Raw genomic sequence first — 16,782 nt, forward strand, 5'->3', positions numbered from 1 at the left:
AAAATAAAGAATGCTTCAAACAAATCACCTTGTTATTGGTTGTCGGAGGCAAAATTTCATAAACTATGCGCCACTTATAGTGATATAAGCCTTGAAATCTAGAGTTCTCATCTCAATATCTGAGTTACGTGATTTATCTCAGTATTCTTAGTAAAAAACTGTTAGAGACTGAAGGCATTGAAATAGATCGGGCCCGATCTAAATAAAGAGAGATTCATAGCAAATGATAACTAAGCTACTGACAAAGGTAATTGGCAGTCGCAATGACAGAACACTGCGACGCCTGAGAAAAATTGTAAAAGAGATTAATAATTACGAACCAACGTTTGAAGCTCTATCTGACGAAGAGTTAAAAGCTAAAACGGTTGAGTTCCGTCAGCGTTTAGAACAGGGTGAAACGTTAGATAAATTACTGCCAGAAGCTTTTGCAACGGTACGTGAAGCATCTAAGCGTGTTTATGGCATGCGCCATTTCGACGTTCAGCTTATCGGTGGTATGGTACTGAACGCAGGCCAAATCGCAGAAATGCGTACAGGTGAAGGTAAAACATTAACAGCAACCTTGCCTGCCTACTTAAATGCCCTTCCAGGTAAAGGTGTCCACGTTGTTACGGTGAATGACTATCTAGCCAAACGTGATGCAGAAACAAACCGTCCGTTATTTGAATTCCTAGGTATGACTGTTGGTGTGAACGTGCCTAACATGGCGCCACCAGAGAAGAAGCAAGCTTATCTAGCCGATATTCTGTACGGCACAAACAACGAATTTGGTTTCGACTACTTACGCGATAATATGGCTTTCCGTGCCGAAGACCGCGTACAGCGTGAACGCTTCTTTGCTGTTGTCGATGAGGTGGACTCGATTCTGATTGATGAAGCGCGTACGCCGCTGATCATTTCAGGCCCTGCTGAAGATAGCTCAGAGCTCTACACTCGCATTAATACCCTGATCCCACATCTACAAAAACAAGATAAAGAAGATTCAGAAGAGTACCGCGGTGACGGTCACTACACTGTAGATGAGAAGTCTAAGCAAGTTCACTTGACTGAAACGGGTCAAGAATTTGTTGAAGAGCTAATGATTAAAAATGGACTGATGGAAGAGGGTGACACACTTTATTCACCAACCAATATCAGTCTACTACATCACGTGAATGCCGCTCTGCGCGCTCACGTATTGTTTGAGAAAAACGTCGATTACATCGTTACCGAAGATGGTGAAGTGGTTATTGTTGATGAACACACTGGCCGTACAATGCCGGGACGTCGTTGGTCAGAAGGGCTACACCAAGCGGTAGAAGCAAAAGAAGGCGTGAAGATCCAGAATGAAAACCAGACTCTGGCATCGATCACTTTCCAGAACTATTTCCGTCTATACGAAAAACTGTCAGGTATGACAGGTACCGCAGATACAGAAGCGTTCGAATTCCAGTCTATCTATGGTCTTGAAACGGTTGTTATTCCAACCAACAAGCCAATGATTCGTAACGATATGCCAGATGTGGTTTATCGTACCGAGGCTGAAAAATTCAACGCGATCATCGAAGACATTAAAAAACGTGTTGAGAAAGGTCAGCCATCTCTAGTGGGTACGGTTTCGATTGAAAAATCTGAGCTTCTTTCTAATGCATTGAAGAAAGCCAAAATCAAGCACAATGTTCTTAACGCCAAGTTCCACGAGCGAGAAGCTGAGATCGTTGCAGAAGCAGGTATTCCTGGCGCGGTCACTATCGCTACTAACATGGCTGGTCGTGGTACCGACATCGTGTTGGGTGGTAGCTGGCAAGCGAAAGTGGAGGCATTGCAAAATCCTTCACAAGAGCAGATTGATGCAATTAAAGCTGAATGGAAAGTGGTTCACGACCAAGTTCTGCAAGCGGGTGGTTTGCATATTATTGGTACAGAGCGCCATGAATCTCGCCGTATCGACAACCAGTTACGTGGTCGTTCTGGTCGTCAAGGTGATGCAGGTTCTTCTCGTTTCTACCTATCGATGGAAGACTCACTGCTGCGTATCTTCACCTCTGATCGTATGGCAAGCCTGATCCAAAGTGGTATGGATGAGGGTGAAGCGATTGAATCTAAGATGTTATCTCGTTCGATCGAGAAAGCTCAGCGTAAAGTAGAAGGTCGCAACTTCGATATTCGTAAGCAGTTGCTCGAATACGATGACGTGGCGAATGACCAGCGTAAGGTTGTTTACGAACTTCGTGATGAACTGATGAATGTTGAAGACATCAGCGAAATGATCGAACAAAACCGCGTTGATGTTCTGTCTGCAACGATTGATGAGTACATCCCACCACAATCTCTGGAAGATATGTGGGATATTGAAGGCCTTCAAGAGCGTCTTAAAAATGACTTTGACCTCAATGCCCCAATCAAACAGTGGCTTGAGGAAGACGACAAGCTATACGAAGAAGCATTGCGCGAGAAGATCCTAGATACCGCGGTAGCCGTTTACAAACAGAAAGAAGAAGTGGTCGGTGCGCAAGTACTCCGTAACTTTGAAAAATCTGTCATGCTACAAACGCTAGATACATTGTGGAAAGAACACCTAGCTGCGATGGATCACCTTCGTCAAGGTATTCACTTACGTGGTTATGCACAGAAGAACCCTAAGCAAGAATACAAACGTGAGTCATTTGAACTGTTTGAAGGTCTTCTTGATTCTCTAAAAGCTGACGTGATCACGATTCTTTCTAAGGTCCGCGTTCAACAGCAGGAAGAAGTAGAACGTATGGAAGCTCAGCGTCTTGCTCAAGCTGAAGAAGCGGCTCGACGTGCGCAAGCTCAACATGCGTCTGCTGATAATCAGTTGTCTGATAGTGATGAATCGCAGGGTGCTCACCAACCGGTCGTTCGTGATGAACGTAAAGTGGGACGTAACGAACCATGCCCATGTGGTAGTGGTAAAAAATACAAGCAGTGCCACGGACAAATAAACTAATGTCTGGCTGAGGACAGCGTCGGCAGTGCCTATTTACTCACGTAAACTCCGCATTGCCTGGTTGTCCTTAACGCGTGCTGCTATGGAAAATTGATAATATAAAGAGTCGCGTTTGCGGCTCTTTTTGTATCTAATGTTTGTAATTAGAACAGTCTGCCCCGTTGCAGGGTATGGCAACCAAAGTAATTAGGAAGTCAGATGAAAAGAATCCATATTGTCGCAGGTATTATTTTTAACCTCGATAAATCACAGGTATTCATTACAAAACGTCCAGATGACAAGCATAAAGGGGGCTTCTGGGAGTTTCCTGGCGGTAAAGTTGAGCAGGGTGAAACCATTGAACAGGCCATGATTCGAGAGCTTGAAGAAGAAATTGGTATTACGACTACCGAGCAGCAACCTTTTGAACACTTGGAGTTTGATTATCCAGATAAGTCACTCAAATTTGATTTCATGACAGTGACTCAATTTGAAGGTGAACCCTACGGTAAAGAAGGGCAACAGGGTTTGTGGGTTGCGATAGATGAACTTGTTAATTACACCTTTCCTGAAGCCAATGTGCCGATTCTAGAGCGAGTAGTAAAAGAGTTTTGCTAACTTGCACTCTATAGCCGACTAGCCATCGCCTATTAATACTGTTAGTTTTATCCAATTGGCTATAAGAACAACTATTCGAAGAATGGAGAAAATGCAATGGTACGTATTGCAATTGCAGGAGCAGCGGGTCGCATGGGCCGCAATCTAGTTAAAGCGACTTACTTAAACCAGCAAGCTCAAGTGGCAGCTGGCTCAGAACGCCCTGAATCATCATTAGTGGGTGTGGATATCGGCGAATTATGCGGTGAAGGGAAGCTCGACGTTTTTCTGACTGATGACCTAGCAAAAGAGGTTGATAACTTTGATGTGATCATTGACTTTACCGCCCCCGCGAGCACGTTGGCGAATATTGAGCTTTGTAAGCAACACGGAAAGTGCATTGTGATCGGGACAACCGGATTTTCAGATCAAGAACGTGAAATGATTGATCAACATGCTAAAGCGATCCCTGTAGTAATGGCGCCAAATTACTCGGTTGGCGTTAACCTAGTATTTAAACTTCTAGAGAAAGCCGCCAAAGTAATGGGTGATTACTGCGATATCGAAATTGTAGAAGCTCACCACAGACATAAAGTTGATGCTCCTTCAGGGACTGCTATTGGTATGGGCGAAGCGATTGCTGAAGCTATGGGCAATAAGCTCAATGACGTCGCCGTATACGCACGTGAGGGGATTACGGGTGAACGTACAAAAGATGAAATCGGCTTCGCAACCATTCGTGCAGGCGACATCATTGGCGAACATACCGCTATGTTTGCTGATATTGGTGAGCGTGTTGAGATTACACACAAGGCGACCGATAGAATGACGTTTGCCAACGGTGCTGTGAAAGCCGCGGTGTGGCTAAAAGAGAAGCCAGCCGGTTTTTATACAATGACAGATGTACTTGGACTTAATGAACTCTAATTTGGGGTGAATGGGTCTATACGATCAAATCATTAAAGCAATATTAAATAATTATGCGCTGGGTTGTCCCGGCGCTTTTTGTATCTGCCCATAGTTAGGGGCTGCCATCCTCTTTATTAAGGCGCAGTGACTAGTTAAGTTTAGTTGTATTTTTGGAGGCTATTGCCACTTATTGGTATTAAATGCTTAAAAGTGATAGTTAACTTTGGTGGTGCAACGTTTGCGTAAATCACGGCTAAAAAAGTGTGATCTGAAATCTGTTATGGTTAGTGAGATTCATCGTATTTTCATGAACACGATTGCTAATCGCGAGTAAACTTGTTTTTTTGGGGGTCTAAAACCATTTTTTGTTTTAACTGCTTTAAATAGTAAATTTATTTTCATGTCTATGTTGACACGAACCGCAAGCGTCTTTAGAATACCGCCAATTTGTCTAAAATACCTATTTGCGCTTTTTTATTGCGCCAAGGAAGGCAAATTTGCAGTTAAATTTATTATTTTTGCATTTTTATTCTGGAGGTTGTCTTGAGTAAATCAGCACTGTTAGTCCTAGAAGATGGGACAGTGTTCCGCGGTGTTTCCATTGGAGCAGATGGTTTATCCGTTGGTGAAGTTGTTTTTAATACCTCGATGACGGGGTACCAAGAAATCCTCACTGATCCTTCCTATTCCCAACAGATCGTCACCCTTACTTATCCTCACATTGGCAATACCGGTACTAATACCGAAGACGAAGAATCTTCTTCAATCCACGCACAAGGCCTTGTGATTCGCGATCTTCCTCTTATCGCTTCTAACTTCCGTAACCAACAATCCCTTTCTGACTACCTTAAATCGCAAAATATCGTCGGCATTGCTGATATCGATACGCGTAAACTTACTCGTATTTTGCGTGAAAAAGGTGCACAGAACGGTTGTATCGTCGCTGGTAACAACTTAGACGAGGCTCTAGCTCTTGCTAAAGCGAAAGAATTCCCTGGCCTAAAAGGTATGGACCTTGCGAAAGAAGTTACAACAAAAGAAGCGTACCAATGGAAACAGGGCTCGTGGACGCTTGAGGGTGGACTTCCTGAAGCGCAAGACGATAGCGAGCTGCCATATCATGTTGTTGCCTACGACTTCGGTGCAAAACGCAACATCCTGCGTATGCTTGTTGACCGAGGCTGCCGCCTAACCGTTGTGCCTGCTGAAACTTCAGCGGAAGAAGTCTTAGCTCTGAATCCAGATGGCGTATTCTTATCGAACGGCCCTGGCGATCCTGAACCATGTACTTACGCAATTGAAGCGACAAAAGTATTCCTAGAAAAAGGTTTGCCAGTCTTTGGTATCTGTCTTGGCCACCAAATCCTAGCACTAGCTTCTGGTGCGAAGACTGTGAAGATGAAGTTCGGTCACCATGGTGCTAACCACCCAGTTAAAGACCTAGACCGCAATGTTGTGATGATTACTTCTCAGAACCACGGTTTTGCGGCGGATGAAGCAACGCTACCTGAGAACTTGCGTGCAACTCACGTGTCACTATTTGATGGCTCTCTTCAAGGTATCCACCGTACGGATAAGCCAGCATTTAGCTTTCAAGGTCACCCTGAAGCAAGCCCAGGTCCACATGACGCGGCTCCGCTATTTGACCACTTTATCGAACTAATCAAACAACACAGCGCTTAATTCGGAGTAGTAGAGAATGCCAAAACGTACTGACATAAAAAGTATTCTAATTCTAGGTGCAGGCCCGATTGTTATCGGTCAGGCATGTGAGTTTGACTACTCTGGTGCTCAAGCATGTAAAGCACTGCGTGAAGAGGGTTACCGAGTAATTCTTGTTAACTCGAACCCAGCAACCATCATGACTGACCCAGACATGGCGGATGCCACTTACATTGAACCAATTCAATGGGAAGTCGTGCGTAAGATCATCGAAAAAGAGCGTCCAGATGCGGTTCTCCCAACGATGGGTGGTCAGACAGCGCTTAACTGTGCACTAGACCTAGAGAAGCACGGCGTCCTTGCCGAATTCGGTGTAGAGATGATTGGTGCAACGGCTGATGCTATCGATAAAGCAGAAGACCGTTCTCGTTTCGATAAAGCGATGAAGTCTATCGGCCTTGAGTGTCCACGTGCTGATACGGCGAAAACAATGGAACAAGCTTACGCTGTTCTGGATATGGTTGGCTTCCCTTGTATTATTCGTCCTTCATTCACTATGGGTGGTACCGGTGGTGGTATCGCGTATAACAAAGAAGAGTTCGAAGAGATCTGTCGTCGTGGTCTTGACCTTTCTCCAACAAACGAACTGCTAATCGATGAATCTCTAATCGGTTGGAAAGAGTACGAGATGGAAGTGGTTCGTGATAAAGCGGACAACTGTATCATCGTATGTTCTATCGAGAACTTTGACCCAATGGGTATTCACACGGGTGACTCAATTACAGTTGCTCCAGCTCAAACGTTGACCGACAAAGAATACCAACTGATGCGTAACGCATCTCTAGCGGTACTGCGCGAAATTGGTGTTGAAACAGGTGGTTCTAACGTACAGTTTGGTATCAACCCGAAAGATGGCCGTATGGTTATCATCGAGATGAACCCTCGTGTATCTCGCTCTTCTGCTCTAGCTTCTAAAGCAACAGGTTTCCCAATCGCGAAGATTGCAGCGAAACTGGCTGTTGGTTTTACGCTTGATGAGCTACAAAATGACATCACGGGTGGTGCAACTCCAGCATCATTCGAACCAACTATCGACTATGTAGTAACAAAGATTCCTCGTTTTAACTTCGAGAAATTCGCAGGTGCTAACGATCGTCTAACAACTCAGATGAAGTCCGTTGGTGAGGTTATGGCGATTGGTCGTAACCAACAAGAATCTCTACAAAAAGCACTTCGTGGTCTAGAAGTTGGTGCGAATGGTTTTGACGAGATGGTTGACCTAGATGCGCCAGACGCACTAACAACTATTCGCCATGAGCTGAAAGAAGCCGGTGCCGAGCGTATTTGGTACATCGCTGATGCATTCCGTGCTGGTATGTCAGTCGATGGCGTATTCAACCTAACGCAAATTGACCGCTGGTTCCTTGTTCAAATTGAAGAACTTGTTAGCCTAGAAAACCAAGTTAAAGCGGGTGGCTTTGCTGGTCTAACGGAAGATGTTCTGCGTAAGATGAAGCGCAAAGGTTTCTCTGATGCTCGTCTATCTTCAATCCTAGGTGTATCGGAAAGCGAAATCCGTCGTCTGCGTGACCAGTATGATATTCATCCGGTATACAAACGTGTTGATACGTGTGCAGCTGAATTTTCATCTGATACGGCTTACATGTACTCATCTTACGATGACGAATGTGAAGCTCAACCGACAGATAGAGATAAGATCATGGTTCTTGGCGGAGGTCCAAACCGTATCGGCCAAGGTATTGAATTTGACTACTGTTGTGTTCACGCATCACTCGCTCTACGTGAAGATGGTTACGAAACTATCATGGTCAACTGTAACCCAGAGACCGTTTCTACCGATTACGATACGTCTGACCGTCTGTACTTCGAACCTGTAACACTGGAAGATGTACTTTCAATCGTGCGTGTTGAGAAGCCAAAAGGCGTTATCGTTCAGTACGGTGGTCAGACTCCACTTAAACTGGCTCGTGCGCTTGAAGCCGCGGGTGTACCAATCATCGGTACTAGCCCAGATGCAATCGACCGTGCCGAAGATCGTGAGCGTTTCCAAGCAGCAGTTGAGCGTTTAGGCCTGTTACAGCCAGAAAACGCGACCGTAACCACTATGGAACAAGCGGTTGAGAAGTCGAAAGAAATTGGCTTCCCACTTGTTGTACGTCCTTCCTATGTACTTGGTGGTCGTGCGATGGAAATCGTATACGATGAGCAAGACCTACGTCGTTACTTCAATGAAGCGGTTAGCGTATCGAACGAGTCGCCAGTTCTTCTTGACCGTTTCCTAGATGATGCAACGGAAGTTGATATCGATGCTATCTGTGACGGTGAGCGTGTGGTTATCGGCGGTATCATGGAGCATATCGAGCAAGCGGGCGTTCACTCAGGTGACTCGGCATGTTCACTTCCTGCTTATACGCTAAGCCAAGAAATCCAAGACAAGATGCGCGAGCAAGTTGAGAAGCTAGCCTTCGAACTTGGTGTACGTGGTCTAATGAACACTCAGTTCGCAGTGAAAGATAACGAAGTTTACCTAATCGAAGTCAACCCACGTGCTGCACGTACGGTTCCATTCGTATCGAAAGCAACAGGTGCACCACTAGCGAAAATTGCTGCACGTGTTATGGCGGGTCAATCGCTAGAGTCTCAGGGCTTCACTAAAGAGATCATCCCACCATACTACTCAGTGAAAGAAGTTGTACTACCATTCAACAAATTCCCAGGTGTTGACCCACTGTTAGGCCCTGAAATGCGCTCTACTGGTGAAGTGATGGGTGTCGGCGCAACGTTTGCTGAAGCTTACGCTAAAGCAGAACTTGGTTGTGGCGCGGTTTACCCAGAAGGTGGTCGTGCGCTACTGTCTGTTCGTGAAGGCGATAAACAGCGTGTAGTGGACCTTGCTTCTAAACTAACTAAGCTTGGTTACCAACTAGATGCAACGCATGGTACAGCGGTAATTCTAGGTGAAGCGGGCATTAACCCTCGTCTAGTGAACAAGGTACACGAAGGTCGTCCACACATTCTTGACCGTATCAAGAACAATGAGTACACCTATATCGTCAATACGGCTTCTGGTCGTCAAGCGATTGAGGATTCTAAAGTACTACGTCGTGGCGCACTGGCAGAGAAAGTAAACTACACAACGACGCTAAACGCAGCTTTTGCTGTGTGTATGGCACACACTGCAGACGCGAAAACGTCGGTAACTTCAGTTCAAGAGCTGCACGCAAGAGTCGCGGCGAACGAAGCGAAATAAAAATCAGTAGGCTCGCAACAGAGCTTATATGACAACCTCATTGCCCGCTCATTTGAGCGGGCTTTTTTATCTCGATATTGTTGAAAATATGGAATGAGTTATAGTCGAATCTTTCTCTAAGTGAATTGTTAACTTGATGATATTTTGATTAACAGATAGCTGATAACCAATTGATTGAGAATGGAACTAACACTCGAAATTCTGACGATTCTTTTCATCGCAGCGACCACTGCTGGCTTTATTGACGCAATGGCTGGAGGCGGTGGTTTAATTACGCTGCCTGCACTTCTTGCTGCTGGTGTTCCGCCTACGCAAGCGCTGGCAACCAACAAACTACAAAGTTCGTTTGGCAGCTTTTCCGCAAGCTGGTATTTCGTGCGTAATGGCTTAGTGAGCATTAAAGAAATGCGTTTGGCGATAGCATGTACGTTTATCGGTTCAGCCGTTGGTGCTGAGGCGGTGCAATATATCGACGCTGGCGTCTTAACAAGCCTAATACCGATTTTGCTGGTTGCTATCTCACTCTACTTTCTTCTTACCCCAAAAACCAAGCAGTATTCAGGGCAGGCAAAGATCTCTGAAGCCATGTTTGCCTTTTCCGTTGGCGGAGGTGTGGGATTCTATGATGGATTTTTTGGTCCGGGAACTGGTTCTATCTTTACCGTTTGTTTTGTGGCTTTAGGTCACTTTTCGCTGGTGGATGCGACCGCTCGAACCAAGGTACTTAACTTCACATCTAATATCGCCGCATTACTATTTTTTGTTCTCGCTGGCTTGCCTGTTTGGGAGATCGGTTTAGTCATGGCAGTAGGAGGATTTATCGGAGCACAACTAGGCGCAAAGGTCGTGGTGACTAAAGGGCAAAAGTGGATCCGCCCTCTGGTGATTACCATGTCTATGCTAATGGCACTGAAGCTGCTTTGGGAACAGCATCAGCAATGGTTGTTATCAATGTTCTGATCCTTGGGTTTTGATAAGAAGACGTTCGACAACAAATATGAATCGGGCGGTATAGAGAGCTCAATTGTTCGAAATGAGAACAGTATTTGGGCTCAATTTTCATCGCCTTGATCACCGAGATTGGTACTAAAGCTGGCGCTATTCCTTGCATTGCTAGTTGAGCTGCGGCTGAATAGGAGTCCATCTGCATGATCGGCTTGATATTAAGACGGGTTAAAATATCGAGTTGGTAACTGTTCGCTGGATTATTCAGATCATTGGTAATGATCGTATTGGGTAGGGCGGCAAGCTTTTGATCCGATACGATATAGAAGGCTTCATCAATCAAGTGAAACTGCATAAGATTGTTCTGCTTGGAAAGATGACCGGCACATACACCAATGTGTGCTTTACCGGATTGAACGTGTTCAACGATTCTTGGTGTGTGATTAGTGGTTAGAGTCAGATAGGGATCAATTTGAAAGTAGTCCGCGATAACCGTCGATAAATAGCCTGCAACCAAGGTTTCCGAGCAATCGAGTTTTAAAATGCTTTGATCCGCCATGACCTGTTGATCATTGATCAGTCCCTGTAGCTCGTTAAAAGCGGGCCCAATACTATTGATAAGATTGAGGGCATCCTGAGTGAGTTGAACATTTCGTCCATCTGGCACGATCAGCTTTTTACCGAGCTTGCTTTCTAAATTGGCAATACGTTTACTGACGGCCGATTGGCTAATGTAGAGCAGACTGCCAGTGCGGCTCATGGTTTTCGCTTTGCTTAAAACGAGTAAGGTTTCGATACCTTCTAATAGCATCTTGTCAATTCTGTAGCGGAAGAATAGGGTTAATGTATCTTACACTCGTGTGGCTAAGAAAGAGCAAACATAAAAAAGGCGCTCAATGAGCGCCTTTTCGAGTTCATAAACTGAGATTATAGAGACTCAGTGAAAGTACGTGCGATTACGTCACGTTGCTGTTCAACTGTTAGTGAGTTAAAACGAACTGCGTAGCCAGAAACGCGGATAGTCAATTGTGGGTACTTTTCTGGGTGAGCAACAGCATCTTCAAGAGTTTCACGCTTAAGAACGTTAACGTTTAGGTGTTGACCACCTTCGATGCGTGGTGCTGTTTCGATAGCAACTTCGCGGCTTTCGTACTCGCCAAGTTCGTTGATCGCAACAACTTGATCTGCTTCAAAGCCTGCGTTTGCTGCAACACAGCGTGCTTCGTTTTTCTCGCTGTCTAGTAGCCAGATTGAGTTAAGTAGATCGTCGTTTGCTGCTTTAGTGATTTGAATACCTTGGATCATTACTATCTCCTAGTCCACTTAGTGGTTAATTGGTGTTAACTTTCGAATTTTGTTGAGCTACGTATTATATAGCCAATATCCACTATGATAGTATTGATTTATGTCAAATAACAACTAAAAACATTAAATAAATGAAGGTTATTTTATTGTCCTAAATCAATAAAATCTTTAAAAACAATGTATTTACAATAAATTTGAATGTATAAAAAATATTTAAATGGCCATTTTGTTGTAAATTTACTACAAAATTAGCTGAAAAATTGAACCTAGTGCACTAAATACCTGTTAATTGGTAGCCATTCTGAAAGTGTAAAGTGATTAAATGACAATGATAAAAATTAGCGACGGAAAGAAATTTATTGGTGCTCATGTCTCAGCCGCGGGTGGTGTTGATCAAGCTCCACTCAGAGCTCGTGAAATCGGGGCCAATGCCTTTGCTCTGTTTACGAAAAATCAGAGGCAGTGGGTGGCCAAGCCATTGGATCAGAAAACCATCTCGGCCTTTAAAGCAAACTGCAAAATGTTGGGTTTTTCTGCGCAGCAGATATTGCCACATGATTCATACCTGATTAATTTGGGCGCGCCTGAAGAGGACAAACTCGCTAAGTCTCGGGCTGCGTTTATTGATGAAATGGAGCGCTGTCATCAGCTTGGTCTAACACTGCTCAACTTCCACCCAGGGAGTCACTTAAAGAAAATTTCAGAAGAAGAGTGTTTATCTCGTATTGCCGAGTCTATTAATCTTGCTCACCAAGCGGTTCCAGACGTCGTTGCCGTTATCGAAAATACAGCGGGTCAAGGAACCAACTTGGGATGGCGATTTGAACATCTCGCAGAGATTATTGAGCAGGTGGAGGATAAATCACGTGTGGGAGTCTGTATTGATACCTGTCATACATTTGCGGCTGGTTACGATTTGAGCAGTTTTGCTGCTTGTGACGCAACGTTTGCTGAGTTCGATTCTATCGTTGGTATGCGCTATTTAAAGGCAATGCACATTAATGACTCAAAAATAGCGTTAGGCGGCAAAGTAGACCGCCATCACTCTTTAGGAGTTGGGGAGATAGGCTGGCACTGTTTTGAATATATTGCCAAAGATGCAAGATTTGATGGCATACCTTTGATTCTAGAGACCATTGACCCCGATATTTGGTCGCAAGAAATCGCCAAATTAAGAGAGTTTCATCATCAGGCATTAAATGAAACTGAATAAAAGAAAATGTTGGCATTAATTTTTCATGGCTTGTTCTGTGTTCAATGCAATGGAGAGGTCATTATGCCTTATTCTTCTTTTTATACTGCTGCGCGTCCTGTTCGTTACCCTATGCCAAATCGTCACATTACGGGACAAGGTCACTACCGTACACCACAGAAGCAGTAATCTTATCTTTGTTCCTTCTACTTATTTTGCGACAATTGAAGCGCAAGTTTTAGGTAGAAGGAATAGAGGATGAAGTCTCAACTCACATGGCACGATGTTATCGGAGCTGAAAAACAGCAAGATTACTTTAAACAGACTTTAGCGTTTGTAGAAAGTGAAAGGGCATTGGGCAAAGTGGTTTATCCTCCAGCAAAAGATGTGTTCAACGCGTTTAAATCGACTGAATTTGGCGATGTGAAAGTGGTGATTTTGGGTCAAGATCCTTACCATGGCCCCAATCAAGCTCACGGATTATGTTTTTCTGTTCTTCCTGGTGTAAAAACACCGCCTTCACTTGTCAATATGTATAAAGAACTCGCACAAGATATCGAAGGGTTTGAAGTGCCAACCCATGGCTATTTGCAAAGCTGGGCTGAGCAAGGTGTCTTATTATTGAATACTGTATTAACGGTAGAGCAAGGAAAGGCACACTCTCACGCTAAGTCAGGATGGGAAACGTTCACAGACAGAGTGATAGAAGCCGTTAATCAACATCAGAGTGGTGTTGTCTTCCTTCTCTGGGGAGCGCATGCGCAGAAAAAAGGTCGATTTATTGATCGCAATAAGCATTTTGTCTTGGCAGGTCCGCATCCCTCTCCGCTTTCTGCTCATCGAGGCTTTTTTGGCTGTCGCCATTTTTCACAAGCAAACCAGATATTGATTCAGCAAGGATTGACGCCGATTGAATGGCGCTTGCCGTTGCAAGTGGACTGAACGTCTCCTATTGTTCGATGTTTGTCTAAATTTTGGTCATGATCAAAGCGGGAAGAGCGGTCCTCTTATACACTTATTAAATATAGGTGTTAAGGAGAGTCGCTATGATGATTGAAAGGATACGTCGAGAGCATGGCTATATGGTTCGTTTACTTGCTCTGCTACGTCATAAGTTAACGCAGTTGAAAAGTGAGCGCCCGGTGAATTATCGTGTATTAAGAGAGTTAGTTGATTACCTCGCTAACCATTCAGAAAAAGTTCACCACCCTAAAGAAGACATTCTGTATCACTACTACACAGAGCATTATGGTCATCACCACCAAATTGATAATTTGGAGTTAGAGCACGAGACCTTGTCCAAGAAGACCCATGATTTTCTTGGTGTTGTCGATATGGTGTTGCAGGACGCCGTGATTCCACAAGATATGTTTATCGAGCAACTCGAGGGTTTTCTTGATTCACAGAAAGCGCATCTAGAAATAGAAGAGAAGTCGATATTCCCTTATCTGATCGATAAGTTTACGGTACAGGATTGGCAGGCTGTAGAACAGCAATGGAGTGTGTGTGAAGATGATCCTGTCTTTGGCACTACGATTGCTGAGCAGTACAAAGAGTTGGCCGAACGTGTTCATCAAACCGAACACGAATGCATTTAATATAAAAAAGTAAAAAAAGAGGCGAAAACGCCTCTTTTTTATAATTCAACTTTCTCTAAATCATCAAAGCCGATATCCATATCCATTAACTCTCTTTGTAGTCGCTGGCGATCTTTTATCGCTTCGATTTCTCGCCATTTACGCTTAACCGGTTTTGAACGGCCAACTCGTCCTTTTGGAAAATCCTGTTCATACATTTCTTCAAAGTTTAAGCCTTCCATAAGCTACCTCGTTATGATTTTTGTCCCTCTAAATGGGGGCATTTTTTAATACCATATCTAAATCAACCGTAACCTTGATTCGTTTCTCATTTGTTACGTTTCAATGAAGTTTTTGCTGATATTGTGCTAGCGAGTCACAAATTGACAGGGTGTGATTGGTTGTTTTTTGTTCGGTTGGGTGGCAAATTGGCGCTAATTTGCCATCGCTAGGTTGTTAACTCGCTGTACAACACTTCATCTTGGTGAGAGTCAATTGGCTATGTGTCTATGAGCAGAAGAGGTCTTGGTGATTTATACCTTATTACATTAACTCAATGCCTTGCGTGGTAAGGAATCTTAATGATGACATGCTCATCAAAATAATATGTTTCGGAATATGCTGGTTGTTGTAATTTTTTAGAGTAATTGTTTTGCTTTTGTGGGCTAATTGCATTGTTATGTGTTAATTGTTGGTAACTATATGGTGAAAAATAACAAATAAATACATCTGTTTGCATATTGATTTTTGTTCTTCTTCGCTGCATTATCCGCCCGTCAAAAAATACGCTGATACGTAAAATGGAAGCATGAGGCGAGTTTTACAGATCTAAACTGCATAGAACAACTATATCAACGCTAAGCAATATTGACACTTAGTGGGGCAGTTAGATGGATGGCTGGGAAGCGGAGATCAGCGAAATCTCAATATGAGGATGTTATGACAGACTTAATTAATTTAATGAATGACCTGCTTTGGGGTTCAATTCTTGTTTATCTTCTGGTCGGTGTGGGAATTTATTTTACAGTCCGCTTGGGCTTCATCCAGTTTCGCCACTTCGGTCACATGTTCTCGGTACTGAAAAACAGCCGTAAAGCTGATAAAGCAGGTATCTCATCTTTCCAAGCACTTTGTACGAGTTTAGCGGCGCGTGTTGGCACGGGTAACATGGCGGGGGTTGCCGTTGCTCTAACCGCTGGTGGCCCTGGCGCTATCTTCTGGATGTGGCTAATCGCAATGCTGGGTATGGCAACTTCGTTTGCAGAAAGTACCCTAGCTCAGCTATACAAAACCAAAGATGATGACGGTAACTACCGCGGTGGCCCAGCATACTACATGGAAAAAGGCCTAGGTATGCGCTGGATGGGAGTTCTCTTCTCGGTATTCTTGATCATTGCGTTTGGTTTGGTTTTCAACGCGGTACAAGCCAACTCTATTGCCAATGCAATGCATAATGCATTCGGTTGGGATGATACTTACGTTGGTATTGTGGTTGTCCTGCTATCTTCGATTGTTATTTTTGGTGGTATCAAGCGTATCGCTCGTGTCGCTGAACTGATTGTTCCAGTTATGGCATTGGCTTACCTACTTCTTGCTATGTTTGTCATGGTGATTAACATCGAAAAGCTTCCAGCGGTTCTGACGTTGATCTTTAAGAGCGCGTTTGGCTTACAGGAAGCGGCTGCAGGTGGTTTAGGCTATGCTATTGCTCAGGCGATGATTAACGGTGTTAAACGCGGTCTATTTTCAAATGAAGCTGGTATGGGTTCAGCACCTAACGCTGCAGCATCCGCGACACCATATCCGCCACACCCAGCCTCTCAAGGTTATGTACAGATGTTGGGCGTATTTATGGACACGATCGTTATCTGTTCAGCTACAGTTGCCATTATCCTGATGTCTGGTGAGTATGTTCCTCACGGTGAAATTACCGGTATCGAGCTAACTCAAACGGCGTTGAGTTCTCAGGTCGGTGACTGGGGTAGTATCTTTGTTGCGGTAGCGATTTTCTTCTTCGCCTTTACCTCTATTATTGCTAACTACTCTTACGCTGAAACTAACTTGATTTTCTTAGAGCACAACCATAAAGCAGGTCTTGGCATTTTCCGTATTATCGTGCTTGGTATGGTGATGTTTGGTGCAGTCGCCTCTCTACCTGTTGTGTGGTCGCTTGCTGATGTTTCAATGGGCTTGATGGCGATAGTCAACTTGATTGCTATTCTTCTGTTGTCTGGCATCGTGATCAAACTTGCTAAAGATTACAATCGTCAACTTGGTGAAGGCAAAGTTCCTACGTTTGATTCAAACGACTTCCCTGAGCTAAAGTCTCAACTTGAAGATGGTATCTGGGATCAGAGCAAAAAGAGCTAATCGATAGTTATCAGATTTGCCTATT

General features: G+C 44.1%; 13 protein-coding genes. 10 read left to right on the forward strand and 3 right to left on the reverse strand.

All coding sequences use genetic code 11. The features are described from left to right. Positions 1–223 precede the first annotated feature (223 nt). The 6 genes from secA (at position 224) to ACQEXT_RS04270 (ending at position 10,328) form a co-directional block, all read left to right on the forward strand. Positions 224–2,950, forward strand: coding sequence for a preprotein translocase subunit SecA (gene secA / locus ACQEXT_RS04245; protein ID WP_426950758.1), 2,727 nt, complete (start codon positions 224–226; stop codon positions 2,948–2,950). Between the two features lie 198 nt (positions 2,951–3,148). Beyond that, the gene (mutT, locus tag ACQEXT_RS04250) at positions 3,149–3,547 is read left to right on the forward strand and encodes an 8-oxo-dGTP diphosphatase MutT (RefSeq protein WP_426950760.1); all 399 of its coding nucleotides are present in this window, start codon (positions 3,149–3,151) and stop codon (positions 3,545–3,547) included. Positions 3,548–3,643: 96 nt separating this feature from the next. Beyond that, complete coding sequence (gene dapB, locus ACQEXT_RS04255) at positions 3,644–4,453, forward strand: 4-hydroxy-tetrahydrodipicolinate reductase (RefSeq protein ID WP_138972506.1); 810 nt, start codon at positions 3,644–3,646, stop codon at positions 4,451–4,453. Positions 4,454–4,978: 525 nt separating this feature from the next. Continuing rightward, entirely contained in the window at positions 4,979–6,118 is a 1,140-nt protein-coding gene (carA, locus tag ACQEXT_RS04260) for a glutamine-hydrolyzing carbamoyl-phosphate synthase small subunit (protein WP_138972505.1), read from the forward strand. Between the two features lie 16 nt (positions 6,119–6,134). Then, complete coding sequence (carB, locus tag ACQEXT_RS04265; RefSeq protein ID WP_138972504.1) at positions 6,135–9,368, forward strand: carbamoyl-phosphate synthase large subunit; 3,234 nt, start codon at positions 6,135–6,137, stop codon at positions 9,366–9,368. A 180-nt stretch (positions 9,369–9,548) separates the two neighbouring features. Further along, a complete protein-coding gene (locus ACQEXT_RS04270; RefSeq protein ID WP_138972503.1) occupies positions 9,549–10,328 on the forward strand; it encodes a TSUP family transporter in 780 nt (259 codons plus the stop codon). Here the strand turns inward: ACQEXT_RS04270 and ACQEXT_RS04275 are convergent. Together ACQEXT_RS04275 and grcA are read right to left on the reverse strand one after the other, a co-directional pair. Next, on the reverse strand, positions 10,264–11,124 hold the full coding sequence (locus ACQEXT_RS04275; RefSeq protein WP_138972502.1) for a LysR family transcriptional regulator: 861 nt from the start codon (positions 11,122–11,124) through the stop codon (positions 10,264–10,266). The genes ACQEXT_RS04270 and ACQEXT_RS04275 overlap by 65 nt on opposite strands. A 116-nt stretch (positions 11,125–11,240) precedes the next feature. Beyond that, on the reverse strand, positions 11,241–11,618 hold the full coding sequence (gene grcA / locus ACQEXT_RS04280) for an autonomous glycyl radical cofactor GrcA (protein ID WP_138972501.1): 378 nt from the start codon (positions 11,616–11,618) through the stop codon (positions 11,241–11,243). A gap of 328 nt (positions 11,619–11,946) precedes the next feature. On the opposite strand from grcA, the gene nfo reads away from it, so the two are divergent. The 3 genes from nfo to ACQEXT_RS04295 all read left to right on the forward strand — a co-directional run bounded on the left by nfo (position 11,947) and on the right by ACQEXT_RS04295 (position 14,408). Continuing rightward, complete coding sequence (gene nfo, locus ACQEXT_RS04285) at positions 11,947–12,831, forward strand: deoxyribonuclease IV (protein WP_426950774.1); 885 nt, start codon at positions 11,947–11,949, stop codon at positions 12,829–12,831. A gap of 237 nt (positions 12,832–13,068) precedes the next feature. Continuing rightward, positions 13,069–13,752: a uracil-DNA glycosylase gene (gene ung, locus ACQEXT_RS04290; RefSeq protein ID WP_426950762.1), complete on the forward strand. Its 684-nt coding sequence runs from the start codon at positions 13,069–13,071 to the stop codon at positions 13,750–13,752. A 104-nt stretch (positions 13,753–13,856) separates the two neighbouring features. Next, positions 13,857–14,408, forward strand: coding sequence for a hemerythrin domain-containing protein (locus tag ACQEXT_RS04295; RefSeq protein WP_138972498.1), 552 nt, complete (start codon positions 13,857–13,859; stop codon positions 14,406–14,408). A gap of 38 nt (positions 14,409–14,446) precedes the next feature. Here ACQEXT_RS04295 and ACQEXT_RS04300 read toward each other — a convergent pair whose 3' ends face one another. Beyond that, the gene (locus tag ACQEXT_RS04300) at positions 14,447–14,629 is read right to left on the reverse strand and encodes a DUF3545 family protein (RefSeq protein WP_269376620.1); all 183 of its coding nucleotides are present in this window, start codon (positions 14,627–14,629) and stop codon (positions 14,447–14,449) included. A gap of 697 nt (positions 14,630–15,326) precedes the next feature. On the opposite strand from ACQEXT_RS04300, the gene ACQEXT_RS04305 reads away from it, so the two are divergent. Further along, positions 15,327–16,757 carry an alanine/glycine:cation symporter family protein gene (locus ACQEXT_RS04305; protein ID WP_426950763.1) on the forward strand — a complete coding sequence of 477 codons (1,431 nt, stop codon included), beginning with the start codon at positions 15,327–15,329 and terminating at the stop codon, positions 16,755–16,757. Positions 16,758–16,782 lie beyond the last annotated feature (25 nt).

Origin of the sequence: Vibrio sp. TRT 29B02 (genome assembly GCF_050113655.1) — a bacterium.
Classification (GTDB): domain Bacteria; phylum Pseudomonadota; class Gammaproteobacteria; order Enterobacterales; family Vibrionaceae; genus Vibrio.